General features: G+C 69.1%; 11 protein-coding genes. 4 read left to right on the forward strand and 7 right to left on the reverse strand.

Annotation, left to right across the window (positions count from 1 at the left end):
* Positions 1 to 75: 75 nt before the first annotated feature.
* The 6 genes from LLH23_03240 to LLH23_03265 form a co-directional block, all read right to left on the reverse strand.
* Positions 76 to 1,089 (reverse strand): amidohydrolase, encoded by a 1,014-nt coding sequence (locus LLH23_03240; protein ID MCE5237487.1) that lies wholly within the window; start codon positions 1,087 to 1,089, stop codon positions 76 to 78.
* Entirely contained in the window at positions 1,079 to 1,828 is a 750-nt protein-coding gene (locus LLH23_03245) for a hypothetical protein (protein ID MCE5237488.1), read from the reverse strand. The genes LLH23_03240 and LLH23_03245 overlap by 11 nt, the downstream gene beginning before the upstream one ends.
* Positions 1,829 to 1,879: 51 nt before the next feature.
* The gene (locus LLH23_03250; GenBank protein ID MCE5237489.1) at positions 1,880 to 4,330 is read right to left on the reverse strand and encodes an ABC transporter permease; all 2,451 of its coding nucleotides are present in this window, start codon (positions 4,328 to 4,330) and stop codon (positions 1,880 to 1,882) included.
* Complete coding sequence (locus tag LLH23_03255) at positions 4,299 to 4,952, reverse strand: ABC transporter ATP-binding protein (GenBank protein MCE5237490.1); 654 nt, start codon at positions 4,950 to 4,952, stop codon at positions 4,299 to 4,301. The genes LLH23_03250 and LLH23_03255 overlap by 32 nt, the downstream gene beginning before the upstream one ends.
* Positions 4,953 to 5,014: 62 nt before the next feature.
* A complete protein-coding gene (locus tag LLH23_03260; GenBank protein ID MCE5237491.1) occupies positions 5,015 to 5,935 on the reverse strand; it encodes an efflux RND transporter periplasmic adaptor subunit in 921 nt (306 codons plus the stop codon).
* 19 nt (positions 5,936 to 5,954) lie between these two features.
* Entirely contained in the window at positions 5,955 to 8,078 is a 2,124-nt protein-coding gene (locus LLH23_03265) for a BNR-4 repeat-containing protein (protein ID MCE5237492.1), read from the reverse strand.
* Positions 8,079 to 8,178: 100 nt separating this feature from the next.
* Here LLH23_03265 and LLH23_03270 point away from each other — a divergent pair, with 100 nt between their 5' ends.
* Positions 8,179 to 9,942, forward strand: a complete 1,764-nt coding sequence (locus LLH23_03270) for an FAD-dependent oxidoreductase (GenBank protein MCE5237493.1) — start codon at positions 8,179 to 8,181, stop codon at positions 9,940 to 9,942.
* A gap of 24 nt (positions 9,943 to 9,966) precedes the next feature.
* Here the strand turns inward: LLH23_03270 and LLH23_03275 are convergent, their stop codons facing one another.
* Positions 9,967 to 10,710, reverse strand: a complete 744-nt coding sequence (locus LLH23_03275) for a ZIP family metal transporter (protein ID MCE5237494.1) — start codon at positions 10,708 to 10,710, stop codon at positions 9,967 to 9,969.
* A gap of 118 nt (positions 10,711 to 10,828) precedes the next feature.
* On the opposite strand from LLH23_03275, the gene LLH23_03280 reads away from it, so the two are divergent.
* The 3 genes from LLH23_03280 (at position 10,829) to LLH23_03290 (ending at position 14,332) form a co-directional block, all read left to right on the forward strand.
* Entirely contained in the window at positions 10,829 to 12,358 is a 1,530-nt protein-coding gene (locus LLH23_03280) for a DUF4855 domain-containing protein (protein MCE5237495.1), read from the forward strand.
* A gap of 126 nt (positions 12,359 to 12,484) precedes the next feature.
* Complete coding sequence (locus LLH23_03285; GenBank protein ID MCE5237496.1) at positions 12,485 to 13,246, forward strand: sugar phosphate isomerase/epimerase; 762 nt, start codon at positions 12,485 to 12,487, stop codon at positions 13,244 to 13,246.
* A gap of 117 nt (positions 13,247 to 13,363) precedes the next feature.
* The gene (locus LLH23_03290) at positions 13,364 to 14,332 is read left to right on the forward strand and encodes a BtrH N-terminal domain-containing protein (protein ID MCE5237497.1); all 969 of its coding nucleotides are present in this window, start codon (positions 13,364 to 13,366) and stop codon (positions 14,330 to 14,332) included.
* Positions 14,333 to 14,337 lie beyond the last annotated feature (5 nt).

A 14,337-nucleotide genomic window follows, 5' to 3' on the forward strand; every position in this document is an offset into this window, starting at 1 on the left:
CTTCCGCCCCCGCCTAGATTGAGCCGCGCCTCCGGCGCTCAACGGCCCCCGCCATCCCGCCATCCCCTCATCCCCTCATCGCGCTCTCTCAGCCTCCCGTCGTCCATACACCCGCTCCGCCGTGTTCCAGCAGATGTTCGCGCGCGCCTGTTCGCTCAGTTGGTCCAGGAACACGTCGTAGCGCTGCATCTCCGGGCCGAGGCGCTCGAAGCGGGCGACGAGGTCGGAGCCGAGGCAGATGCGGTCGCTGAAGCGCTCGGTCAGCTCGAGCCAGGGTTCTTGCGGCTTGCCCTCGGGGCAGATGATCACATCGAAGATGATCCAGGAGTAGTCCACGATGGCCTGCGGGAACTGCTCCAGCAGGCGCCAGATCATCTGGTGGTAGAAGGGGACGTTGACGCGGCGGGAGATGCCACAGTGGGCCAGGACGAAACGCGTGCGCGGGAAATCGCGCAGGGCCTCCTCAAACTCGTACAGGTAGAGCGGGTGGTCGCCGCGGCTGACGGCCGTCACGTTCTGGTGGATGAGCACCGGGAGGTCGTGCTCGGCGGCGAAGTCGTAGATGGGCCAAAGGGCGCGGTGGTTGGCACGCGCCGGCTCACCGTAGGTGAAGGCGGTCAGGTCGTCATGGCGCAGCAGCAGCTCCCCGATGCCGGCCCAGACGCCCGGGAACCATTCGAGCATCCGCTGCACATCGCGCAGCGCGAAGCGGTCCACGGGGTTGAAGCCGCAGATCAGCGGGTACAGGCGGGCACGCTGCTCGACGGGGAGCGACTGCACCAGCCGGGCCACCAGCACGTCGGTGTGGCCATAGTAGTAGCAGGCGGCGTCGTTGGCCAGATAGTAGTCCGGCGCCTCACGGTCCCACTCGGCCCACAGCTTGGCGACCGGGAGGCCGAAGATGACGGCCTTGCCGACGCCCCCGCGGTCCATGGCGCGGATCAGGTCGGCGCCGTCCGGCGTGTCCTGGATGAAGCTCACGGCGTGCAGGTGGGCGTCTATGAGCGGGTACTTGCTGCCGGCCAGCGGCCCCAGCGAGCCGCGCCGCGTGGGGTCGCGCTGCCAGGTGGCGATGCTCTCATTCGGCATCGAGGGCCTCCAGTCGCGCGCGCAGGCACGCTCGTTCTGCGGCTTCCAGGAAGGGCTCGATGGATCGCCAGTGCCGCGCATTACCGACTAGGGCCCGCACCCGCTCGGCGGGCAGTTGCGCCACGAGCCGGTGGCTCAGCTCCACCGGCAGGGCCCGCATCAGGTGCGCCAGATCGCGCGCGCTGCCCACCAGGCCCACCACGTGGTCCCAGCCCAGCATTGCGATCAGGCGGTGCTGGCCGTCGGTCTCCAGCGCGTTGAGGGCGAGGCTGAGGGCATAGCCGTCCTCCAGCAGGTCGCACAGGAACGCCGGGCCGAGGAGATCGAGAACGGTCACGTCGCCGTGGCCGTAGGTCCACTGGAGCACCTCGGCCAGTTGCTCCGGTGTCTCGATGAGACGCCGCAGCGCCTCGGCGCCAAGCCCGGTCAGGAGCGCCTCCTTGACCCGCTCCTCGGCCAGAATGACCAGCAGGTCCCGCAGCGCCGGGCCGTCCTCGAGCGCCTCGGGCAGCACCGGGCCGACACAGGCAAGCAGGAAGAGCTGGTCCTCGGGCTGGAGGACCTTGAGCAGGCGCTGCAGATGCCGCGGGCCGCGCACGAGCGCCGGGAGGTGGGGCCGGAGCTGCTCGAGCACGGCCCGGTCGTGGTCGCCCTGAAGCACATCGAGCGCCACCACCAACTCCTCGGCATTGGCGACGGTCGCGGTCTCCCCCTCGATCGTGATCCTGTACTCGTTCACGCGAACGCTCCTTTCGGGGCGCAACACACCACCTCGGACATTCTCCGCGGGCTACTCACGGGCCTTCGTCGCCTGCGCCAGGTCCATGCGGCGCAGGCGCCTCATGCCCAGCCAGGTGGACACGAAGACGAGCCCCAGGACGATGGCCAGCGTGGTGAGATGGACCCACGGAGGCAAGAAGGCACGGAACTCCATATTGTCGGTGTTGTACGAAGCGGCGAAGAAGCGGTTGAGGGCGCTACCCAGTGGCAGGCCCAACAGAAGCCCCAGCACCGCCAGGGCAAGCAACTCGATCCCCGCCAGCCAGGCAGTGGTGCGGGCCGAGAAGCCGAGGCTGCGCAGACTGGCCAGCTCGCGCGTGCGCTCCAGCAGTGACACGGAGGCCACGCTGTGGATGGCCGAACCGGCCAGCAGCGTGCCGAAGCTGAGCAGGACGCCCAGGAAGATGTACATCAGCGCCATCTGCTGGTTGATCTCACGGCGGGCATCGGGGAGGGTCGAGACCAGAGCGACCTCGTTGGACCGCTCGAAGAGCCGGCGGAAGGGCTCGACCGCCTCCGGGGCGCAGTCGAAGTGCGCGCCGTAGCCGCTCTGCGGCCACGCCCGGTCGGCCAGCGAGCGGCGCACGTCCCAGTACTCGCCGTAGCCGCTGTTGCCCATCGCCACGTCGAGCAGACCGGCGATGCGCATCGCTGTCTCCAGGCGCCGCCGTCGGCCCGATTGGACCCACTCGACCCGGACGACGTCCCCGGTCTCCACCTGCAACCCCCTCGCCAGACGGCGAGGGATCCAGATCGTGCCCGGGGCCAGGTGCAGAGGCCGGCCGCCGACGGTCCGGGGGCGCAAGAGCGACTGGCCGCGCTGCAGGCCGGTCAGCACCAGCTCGCGCGAGGCCCGGTTGCTGCTGATCCGCACCGGGAGGCTGACCACCGGCGCACACGCCCGGCCGCCGCGCCGGGCCGCCGCCGCCGCGGCGATGGCACTGCCCCGAGGGCTCGTGAACTGCAGGTCCACCTGGTAGTGACGAGTGCCGGTGAGATACTCGTCAATGGCGTCCATGGTCGAGACGTATGAGCCGAAGGTCGTCAGCAAGATGCTCACGCCCCCGGCGATGCCGGCTACGGCGAAGATCGTCCGCGAAGCGCGGCGGAAGACACCTCGTATCGGGATGCGGTAGATGATGGCGAAGAAGCGTGTCCAGCGGACGAGCGCACGCTGCGCTGCCAGTCGCGTACCGGTGTCGGTCTCCCCGCGCATGGCGATGGCCGGCGGGAGCCTGGCGGCCAGCCGCGCCGGCAGGTACGCCGCCGCCAGCCCCGTGAGCAGCGCCAGCACCAGCGCCGTGCCAATGGTGTCCCAGTGCGGCTGGGCCGAGGCGGTCGGCAGGTGCAGTTGGTGGACGTACATGCGGTTGAGGTACACCGACAGCACATGCCCGAGGATGACGCCCGGGATGGCTCCGAACACGGTCACAAGCCCGCCCTGCAGGAGGTACTGCAGGCCGATCTCGCGGCGACTGAACCCACAGGCCCGCAGCGTGCCGATCACTGTCACCTGCAGCCGCACGATCCGCGACAGCGCCCCGTACAGCGACAGGGCGGCAGCGATGAGGAAGAGGACCGGGAAGAAGACGCTGAGAGTGGCAAAGCCCTTCTGGTCCAGGTCCAGCAGGCGCTTGCTGGGCTGCTGATCCTGCGTATATGCCGTGTCCACCCCGTAGGCGTGAACCATGCCCTCCAACTTGGCGGCGACTTCGCCGGCGTGGCCGGGGTCGGTGAGGCAGTGGATCTGGTTGATCTCGCGCCCCACGCCGAACCACGCCCGCGCCTGCTCCTCGTCAATGAAGGCGACCCCGAAGGTCCCGCGAGCCACGAACATCTCGTGCCGCGAGGGCACCGGATAGACGTACTCGGGGCTGGTGGCGAAGCCCACCAGGACGAACTCGCGCTCGCGACTGAGGTACGAGCACTTCAGGTGGTCGCCGAGGTGGTAGCCGTTCTCGGCGGCAAACTGCTGCTCGAGCACAGCCTCGCCGGCGCCGGCGATGAAGCGGCCGGAGGTGATCCACAGCGCGTTGATCGGCGGCTGCTGTCCCGGCCGGGTCGCGATGAAGCGGCCGAGCACGCGCTGGCGCTCGCGGCCTCGCTGGATGATGGCCCCGTCCTTGACGAGGCGGCCGAGGGCCTGGCGCACGTGCGGGATCGTCCGGGCCCTGGACACGAGGCTGGCCGGCCCCGAGTCAAACAGCACCGAGGCGTCCGCGAAGTGCGTCGCGCCGTAGATGCGGCCATAGACGACGGTGAGGTTCTGGTAGGACTGGTAGAGGCCGACGTACAGGAAGATGCCCAGGGCGACGAGGAGGGTCAGGGAGACAGCCTGGCGCACCAGCAGGAGCGTATCCACCCAGAGCTTGCGCCAGAGCATGGGTGGGCCGCCCCGGAGGCGGGACAGCAGCAGCCGGCCGCGGCGATCAAGACAGCTCACGCGGATGGACCGCCTCACCCGCTCCCACCTCCACCACTTCGCCGCTGCGCAGCCGGACGACGAGGTCCGCCACGCGCGCGAAGGCGGGATTGTGCGTGACCATGAGCACGGTCATGTCGCGCCGCCGCGTCTCCTCCCACAGCAGTGCGAGAATGTCGCGGCCGGTCTCGAAGTCCAGCGAGCCGGTGGGCTCGTCAGCCAGCATCAGCCGCGGCTCCTTGACCAGCGCGCGGGCGATGGCCACCCGCTGCTGCTCGCCGCCGCTGAGCTGGGAGGGCAACTGGTCGGCGCGGTCGGCCAGACCGACCTCGGCCAGCAGCTTGCGGCTCAGCTCGTCGTGCGCAACCAACTGCCCGACCAGCCGCACGTTCTCCAGCGCGGTCAGTGTCGGCACGAGGTTGAACATCTGGAAGACAAAGCCGACCGTCTCGCGGCGGTAGGACGTCAGTTGCTCCTCGTCCAGGCCCGACAGTCGCCGGCCGAAGACGCTCAACTCGCCGCGCGTGGGTGTGTCGAGTCCTCCGGCGAGGTTGAGCAGCGTCGTCTTGCCCGAGCCGCTCGGACCCACCAGCACCACGAAGCGGCCCGCCGGCAGCGTGAGGGTCACACCCCGTAGCGCATCCACGGTGACATCGCCCATGGAGTACTGCTTCCAGACATCCTCGGCGGCAACGGCTACGCGACCGGCCGCGGGAGCCTCGCTCACGGGCGCGCCTCCGACGAGGCCATGGCCTGGGGCCGCACGCGCTGCCCGGCGCGCAGGTTCTCCTTGCCCGTGACCACGACCGTCTCGCCCGACTGCAGCCCACCGGCGATGGCGATGCGGTCGAAGTTGTTGGGGCCAATCGTCACCGCGCGGCGCTGCACGGTGTCGTCGGCCTGCACGACCCACACGGCCTCCTCGCCACCCTCATGGACGACCGCATTGGTGGGGATCAGCAGCCCGCGAGCGAGCAAGAGGATCTCGCCGTCTACATCCACTTCTGCGCCGGGCGGGAGGGGGAAGGAGGCCTCGACGGGGTCGCAGCGCACACGCACTTGTCGCGAGGAGGCGGGCAGGTCGGGCCGCGGCACGGCCTCGCGGCCGATCTCACTGACCGTCATGGCAAAGGGCTGGCTCAGGTAGCCGCCGGCCCGGCAGGTGAGACGCTGACCGCGCCGCAGGCGGGCGGCGTCCTCGGGCTCGGCGAACACCGTGACCCACGCCGCGCCCGTCTCGACGACCCGTAGCACCGCCTCGCCCGGGTTCACCACCGCGCCGGCCCGGCGGTAGATGACCACGACAGCCCCGTCGTAGGGCGCCTGGATGACATCGCCCAGGTCGCCGCCCGTCACACCAAAGGCGGCTGCGGGGAGGATGCGGGCCAGCAGTTGGCCCCGCTCCACGCGGTTGCCCTCCTCGACGTACACATCCACCAGCCGGCCCGTACGCTTGAAGCCCAGGTCAGCAGCACGCGCCTCAACCAGCCCCGAAGCGGCCAGCGGCAGCGACAGGCTCCCGGTCTCGGCTCGGGCCACCTCCACCCGCGGCACGTGCCCGCGCAGCGCGCTGACGACCAGCCACGCCATGGCGAGCGCCAGCGCCAGCAGCAGGTAACGATAGCGCCCAGCCCAGCGGATCATCTCACGCTCCGTGCACCATTCAGTGGAAGTCCTCGGTCGTGGCCAGGCGCCAGGAGGCGCCCCGATTGTCCGAGACCATGATGGTCAGTTCGCTCGGCGGCGCCGTGTAGAACTCGTACTTGGCCGGCTTCTTGAGGAAGCTGCCCAGGGGCAGGTTGGGGTTGCCGGTCAGGAAGGACTTCTCGCGGTCCGGCCACATGTACCGGGCAGCGTAGAACTCGTCGCGGTAGATGCACAGGCTGGCCGTCTGGGCCCAGTAGCACAGAAACAGGCGCTGGCGGACCGGGTCGAGCGTCAGCTTGTGGTAGTAGACATGGTAGTAGGGCTTGTACGGGATGACGAGGGGCTGGGGGGCCTGCCACGGCTGGCCCGCGGGCTTGCGGTGCAGGGACAGCTTGAAGTAGTAGCCCGGGTCGGAATGGCGCGTGACGGTGTAGAGGGTGTCCTGGTCGTCGCAGACCAGCCCGGCGTAGGACGTGCCGGCAGCGACCTTCTCCGGCGCGCTCCAGGCCGTGATGTCCCACGGCTGCAGCGAATGGGTGTAGACGAACGGGTCGTGATGGCCGTTGATGACCACATGGAGCACGCCCCGGCTGTCGGCCACGAAGCCCGGCCAGTTGTGCCCGTCCTCCGCGTTCCGCCCGCCGAAGCCGACCAACACCGGCTCGGAGAGCTGCTTCGTCTTGAGGTTGTACGTGCGGGCGTACGACGGGACGCCGTCCTCCTTCGTGTGGCCGGGCAGGATCGTGAGGCGGCCGTAGATGAGGAAGATCGTGTCGCCGTGGGTCAGCGCCTGGTTTGACTCGCCGGAGTGCGGGGCCAGGGTCACGCCGTCCTCGGCCAGCAGCACCGGCTCGGGCAAGGCCAGCGTGCCGTCGGGGCGCTTCTCGGGGGCGAGCAGGTAGATCTTGGTCGGCGACAGGTAGTGGCTCAGCAGGATGAGCGGCGGGCGGTTGAGGCAATCGGGGTTGTGGCCCACGAACTTCTCGAAGCGCACCACGTACTCAGGCAGCAGGTAGGTCTGCCAGGTCTTCATGCCGTCGGGCGAGTAGAGGAGCAGCGCCTTGCGGGTCTTCCAGTTGTTGTTCCGCTCGCTGATGTTGGCCAGCACGTAGGTCCCGCCGTCTCTGTCCCAGCGGACGGCCGTCTCATTGCCCGAGCCGTTGTCGGTGGGCTCAAGCGCCTTGTAGCCCATCTGCTCCCGCGCGTAGGGCTCGATGACTTCGGTCAGCAGGTCGCGCACCTGCCACTTGCCGTCCGGGCCGAGGGTCTCGAGCAGGCCGCAGCCATACTGCAGTACCGGCTTGCCCCGCGGGTCGAAGCTGACGAAGCCGGGGTGGTAGCGCGGGTAGTAGCCGAAGAGGGCCCGCTCGGCCTGGAAGTAGGGCAGCACCTGGACCGGGGCCCTGGCCTCCGTACGCAGTTCGGGGTATGGGTGGTTCAGGACCGTGGGGTCAAAGGCGGGGGCCTGACCGTGAGTCGCGAGCTTCCCGGCCGGCGGGGGCGGCGCCACCCACGGCGCGGGATCGGACCGGACCGCCTCGGCGCTCAGGCGCAGGTCATCCAGCGTCAGCGCGGTGTACGGGTTGGGCTGGCGGTCGAGGATCTTGGTGAAAAAGCAGAGGGCGTCCACCTGCCGCCACCCGGTGGGCTGTTCGTAGGTGGTGAAGTCCGACAGGCTCACTGTCAGCTTGCGCCAGCCGGTCCAGTCCACGGCGAAGGTGTAGAGGTAGTAGTCGAGCCACGGCGTCTGCGGGCTGTCGGAGCGGGCCGCGAGGGTGACGAGTTCGCCGGTTGCCACGTCGGAGTAGGCCCAGAAGCTGAGTGACTTGCAGGCGCTCCAGTCGTGCGGGATATCCGCGGTGCTGATGGTGGGAAAGCGCGGGTGGTCGGCCCAGCGGCCGGCGGCGGCGCCCTGCTTGACGCGGTCGGTGACAATCTGCACGCCCGCGTCCAGCTTCGCCAGAGGCAAGTGGCGCACTGCCCAGATCTCCTCCTCCTTGAACTCCGAGAACAGCTCGGGCGCGGCGCTATGCCACAGGCCGGGGGCCTCGAAGGCCATCGCGGGGGTGGTGGTCGGCTGGGCCAGGGCCAGACCGCACGACAGGCTGAGGAGGCCGGCCCATAGGAGAGATCGTCGCATGGGGTGTGTTTTCGCCGGACAGGCCTGTCCGCCCTGCCCAGACAGGATTCGCCGCGCCGCCGGCGAAGCGTGAGAGCAGCTTGCTGACAAGGAGTTCAACATGGCCCAGACGACCAAGCTCAGCGCGGATGTGGCGGTGGTGGGTGGGGGGCTGGCCGGCGTATGCGCCGCCATCGCCGCCGCCCGGCACGGCGCGCAGACCATACTCGTCCAGGACCGCCCGGTCCTGGGCGGCAACACCTCCTCGGAGATCCAGGTACACGCCACCGGGGCGGATTGCTCCGGTGGCCGTCCGCATGCCCGCGAGGGCGGCATCCTCGAGGAGATGCGCCTGACCGAAGCGGTGCGCAACCCGCAGCGGTGCGGACAGGTGTGGGACCTGGTGCTGTGGGAGTGGGTCACCCGCGAGCCGAAGCTGACGCTGCTGCTGAACACGATCTGCACGGGGGCCACCGTGGGCGACGGGGTCATCAAGTCCATTACCGCCGAGCGGCAGAGCACCGAGGACGTATTCGAGATCGCAGCTCGGGTCTACATAGACTGCAGCGGTGACGGACGCCTGGCGGCCGAGGCCGGGGCGGGGTTCATGATGGGGCGCGAGGGCCAGCAGGAGTTCGGCGAGCCCGATGCCGAGGGGCCCGACGGCAAGACCATGGGCTGCAGCCTGATGTTCGTCGCCAGGGACATGGGCGTGCCGGTGCCCTTCACGGCGCCGCCGTGGGCGATCCCGTTCAGCGACGAGACGCTGCCCCACCGCGGCCACATGGAGCTGTCGCACGGGCACTGGTGGATCGAGTACGGGGGCGAGCTGGATGTCGTCAAGGACTACGAGGCGATCCGCGACCACCTGCTGGCATGTCTGATGGGCCTGTGGGACCATGTGAAGAACGGCGGGCGACACGGGGCCGAGAACTGGGCGCTGACCTGGTTCTCGTTCGTCCCCGGCAAGCGAGAGAGCCGGCGTATCATCGGCGAGCACATCCTGACCGAGGTGGACCTGCTGGAGCTGCGGCAGTTCCCCGATGCCGTGGCGCACGGTGGCTGGTCCATTGACACTCATCCGCCGGCCGGCATCCATTCCCCCGAGCCGCCCTGCAAGTTTGTGGGCACGCCCGACGTGTACGGCATTCCGCTGCGCTCGCTGATCTCGCGGGACCGGGGCAACCTGATGATGGCGGGGCGCTGCCATTCGGCGACCCACATGGCGATGGCCTCGACGCGCGTGGCGGCCACCGGGGCAGCGATGGGGCAGGCCGCGGGCACGGCGGCAGCGCTGGCGGCGCGGCATGGCTGCCTGCCGCTGGCCGTGGCCGAGCAGCACATCGGGGAGCTGCAGCAGACGCTGCTGCGCGATGACCACTTCATCCCGAACGTGGTGAACGAGGACCCGGCGGACCTGGCGCGGCAGGCGACCATCACCGCGAGCAGCGCGGCGCCCGACGGCGCGCCGGAGAAGGTGGCCGACGGCGTGACGCGGCTACGCGACGGCGACATCCACCAGTGGGTGTCGGCCGAGGGCCAGCCGCTGCCGCAGTGGCTGCAGCTTGAGTGGAGCGCGCCGGTGACGGTGGGCGAGCTGCAGTTCGTCTTCGACAGCGGCTTCGCGCGGCCGCTGACGCTCACGCAGAGCGACGGCTTCAACTCACGCATCGTGCGCGGCCCGCAGCCGGAGACCGTGCGGGACTACGTGATCGAGGCGCGGCAGGGCGGGCAGTGGGTGGAGATCGCGCGGGCCTACGACAACTTCCAGCGCAAGGTGGTGCACCAGTTCGAGGCGCGGGAGGTGGAGGCGGTGCGACTGGTGGTGAGCCGCACACAGGGCGACCCGCAGGCGCGGGTGTATGAGGTCAGGGCGTACGGGTAGGTGAGAGCCGCGCTCCAACGGGGGCTACACGCCAGGGCCTAGCTTGGCCAGGACGAAGGCGACGGCGAAGCCGAGGATCGTCATCGGGGTGATGAGGAAGCCGCCCTCGTGGTAGGCCTCCGGGATCATGCTGTTGGCCAGCATCGAGAGGATCGAGCCGGCGGCGAAGCCCTTGATGATCCCCTCGGCCTCGGGCGAGAGGGTGCTCAGGAAGGCGTACGACGCGACCACGATCACGGTGAGCAACAGGCTGGTCGCCGACCAGATGCCGTAGACCCACTTGCGGCTGTGACCTTCCTGGAGCAGCCCCGGCACCGAGGAGATCGCTTCCGGCAGGTTGGACAGGAAGATCGCCCCGGCCATCAGCAGGCCGGTGCCGTGGCCGTTGGAGAGGCTGACACCCAGGGCGACCGACTCGGGGACGCCATCGAGGATGGCGCCCAGCGTGATGACCGAGCCGGTCGCGTCGGCCGTCTCAGCCAGGTACTGCTTGGCCCGGTGGTTGCGGGCGCCGGCGCGGTGCAGGAAGTAGTCGCCGACCAGGAAGACCAGCCCGCCGAGGCCGAAGCCGGACAGAGCAGCATCGAATCCGCCGGCCTGGAAGGCCTCCTCCATCAGCACGAAGGTGACGGCGCAGACGAGGACCCCCGAACCGAAGGCCATGAACATCGCCGTGGCGCGACGGGAGATGCGGAGCCTGAGCCCCAGGCACGCTCCCACCAACAGGGAGAGACCGGAGACCGCACCATAGATGATTGCATCGAGCATATTCCCCATTATGCGACGGCGACGGGCGGAGACCTCCGTCATGCCGCCACCGCGCCCGCCCCGGCCAGGCGCGCGGCCGGCCGCCCCGACCACGCGTGCAGTGAGGTGCTCCTGCCTGGTGTTGCTGCTGACCGCGGCCGCCTCCTGTGCGGCGCAGGCCGCCTATCTGCCGCCGGGCACGCCCGAGGTGGACGGTATCCACGACCTGGTGCTGATCTACCAAGGCCTGAAGTCCCGCCCCACCTGGAACAAACAGGCGCTGCTGCCCTATGTGGCCTATGTGGATGAGCAGGGAGTGCCGCGGGACTGGCTGTTCGATGGGTTCCTGTTCATCGAGTTCGCCACCGATGACGGGATCTACATCCACCATCATCTCAAGGACAAGCGCCTGCCGACGATCGCGGACTGGCAGTGGCTGGCCGACGGCTGGTTCCGTCCGGGCAACGGCCTCGACGGCCTGGAGGAGGCGACGGCGGAGGCGGGCGCGAAGCTCGGGCAGCCGGACCGCATGTCACCGGTGGTGATCACGCTGCCCCTGCCGCTGAGTGCCGACGAGGCGTTCGGCCCGCTGCCCGGCGAGACCGGGAAGCTGAACTTCTCTCGGCTACACGACCGCCAGTACGCCCTCAAGTGGTACATAGACCGTGTGCGGCAGCAGTTCCAGCAGCGCGCGTACCGCCACCTGAAGCTGGCGGGGTTCTACTGGACGCCGGAGTCAATCCCGCCCGACGACCGCGAACTGGTGACGTCCACCTCCGCCTATCTCAAGGCCGTCGGGCTGCATCACTACTGGATCCCTTACCACGGGGCGACGAGCATCCGGCAGTGGCGCGACCTGGGCCTGGCGGGCATGATGATCCAGCCCAACTACTTCTTCCCGACCCCGCCCCCGGCCGAGAACCGCTTCATGATTACGGCGAAGATGGCGCGGCTGGTGGGTGGCGGCATCGAGATGGAGTTTGACGGTCGCGCGCTGAGCAGCGACGACTTCCACCGGCGGATGCTGGGCTACCTCGATGCGGGCGTGTACTACGGGTGGATGAATGACGCTTTGCTGGGCTGGTATGAGGGGGGCGGGGCGCTGGGCAAGATGGCGGCCAGCCCCGGGCGCGGCCGCGAGCTGTACCGCAAGGTCTACGAGTTCGTGAAGGGGACGTACCAGCCGTCCGGCCAGTGGGACTTCTCGCGGTTCCCCATCGCAGAGCGTAACAACAGTCTCAACCTGGCGCTGGCCGGGCGAGGGGCGCAGGTCAGCGGCGCCCCCAAGCGGCCGGAGTGGGGCGATGACATCGGCCCGGAGAAGCTGGTGGACGGCGACATTGACACGTACGGGGGGATGAGCGGCTTTGCGGCGTTCTTCATCCCCGGCGCGGTGACCATCGAGTTGCCCCAACCGGCGACCGTCGCGCGCACGCAGATCATGTTCTTCGAGACCGACGGGCGGTTCCACCGCTACAAGGTGGAGAGTTCGGCAGACGGGCAGACCTGGGAGGCGGCGGTGGACAAGAGCGCGGGGGAGTGGCGGGGGTGGCAGGTGGACAAGTTCGCGCCAAGGCAAGCCAGGTACGTGCGCCTGACCGTGCTCCACAACTCCGCCAACAGCATTGCCGCGGTAGTCGAGTTCGAGGTCTACAGCGCCCCGGAGTAGGGCACGAATGCGGCGCCGGAGGCAGGCCCGAAGGGCCAGGCAGGGAAATGACCGGGGGTGGAGGGGCGGAAGAGGCAGACGCATGACGCACAAACGGCATGACGCCAATGAGAGAGGACCTAGAAAATGAGCAAGATCGGTCTGCAGTTGATCGTGTACGGACAGCGACAGCGTGATGACCTGGCCGGCGTGCTGGCGGAGGTCAAGGCAGTTGGGTACGACGGAGCCGAGACGGGCGGCGACGGCCACGGGCTCCTGGGCGCCGAGGTCATCATCAACACTTTCAAGAACGCCGGCCTGGCCCTCACGGGCATCCACTGCGGCTATGGTGACATGGTTGACGAGGCGAAGGTCAAGGACCACATCGCGTTCCTCAAGCAGGCGGGCTCGCGGTTCATGATCTGCTCGGGCGTGGCCGACAACAACGCCATCGCCGGCTACGAGCAGTCGGCCGACACCTTCAACAAGGTCGGGCAGATGTGCGTGGATGCCGGGCTGACGTTCTGCTACCACCACCATGCCTGGGAGTTCAAGCCGCTCGAGGGCGGCAAGCAGGGCATCTACACGCTCATCGAGCGGACCTGCCCGAAGCTGGTGAAGCTGAACATTGACGTCTTCTGGGTGCACATCGGTGGGGCGAACCCGGCGAAGTTCATCGCCAAGTATTCCGACCGCGCCGGGTACTACCACTTCAAGGACGGCGCCAAGACCGCCGACGGCCAGACGTTCATCGAGCTGGGTCAGGGCGAAGTGGACCTGGTGGGCGCCAAGGATGAAGCGCTCAAGCACCCGCTGGACTGGATCGTGTGCGAGCAGGACCGCACGACGAAGGAGCCGAAGGTCTCGATCAAGGAGAGCTTCGACTACCTCAAGAGCATCGGGCTGTAGGGCTGTTGCTGGAGCGCGGCTGTAGGGCGGGGGCTTGTACCCCGCCCAGTCGTTCGGTCTGTGGCCTAAGGGCGGGGTACAAGCCCCCATCCTACAACGCCAGGGGAGGGTCCGACCATGCGCAAGCAACTGGATGGTCTGCGCTGGGAAACCTGCTGGATGACCGAGGTGGGCTGCCTGAAGGGCTGCCTGGCCCATCTGGGTGTGGAGATCACGCTGCCGCACCTGTACGGGCTGAGCGCCTACGCCTTCGTCATCAACATGCACGAGGTGGCCTGCCCGAGCAGCCCCACGGCCTGGCGCAGCGCCGACCTAGTGGCGGCGCTGCTGCCCAACCTCGGCGCCCAGGCGGAGTTCGCCCTGGGCAGCACGGAGACGGGCGGCCTGGCCGAGGCCCAGGCCAATGCCTGGGAGTTGGCACGGCGCTATCTGGACGCCGGGCTCCCGGTCTATGGCTGGGAGCTGCATTGGCCCGAGTACTACGTCGTGCACGGCTACGACCATGTCGGCTACTACTACCGGGGCCCCGGCTGTGAGGACGGGGGCGGGCCGAAGCCGTGGCAGGAGCTGGGGGCCACGGAGATCGGCATGGTCTACGTGGCCGGGCTGAAGCCCTGCCCGCGTACCTCGACCCAGGCGGCGGTGGCCGACGCGCTCGAAGTGGCGTTGCAGCTCGCGGAGCCCGACAACCCCTGGCGCCTGGAGAACTACACGACCGGGCCGGCCGCCTACGACGTGTGGGCCAACGCCCTGGCCAGCGGCATCGCCAGCGAGTTCGGCCACCGCTATTGCGCCTCGGTGTGGGCCGAAGGCCGCCACCACGCCGTGCGCTTCCTGACCGAGCTGGCCGAGAGCCTGCAGGGCGCGGCCGGCGAGGCCGCCCAGGAGGCCCTGGCGGCGTACCGGCGTGTGAATGTGCTGCTGGGCACGGTGGCCCAGGAGCATGTGTTCCTGCCCTACGACCAGATCCCCGAGGGGCAGACGCTGCAGAGCGCCGAGTCGGCCAGTATGTTGCGGCAGGCGGGGGAGGCCGAGACGGAAGGGCTGACGGCGCTCAGGAAGCTGGCGGAGGCCCTGCGCGGCTGAATCCC

The sequence above is a fragment of the bacterium genome (assembly GCA_021372615.1).
In the GTDB taxonomy this organism is placed as follows: Bacteria; Armatimonadota; Zipacnadia; order Zipacnadales; family UBA11051; genus JAJFUB01.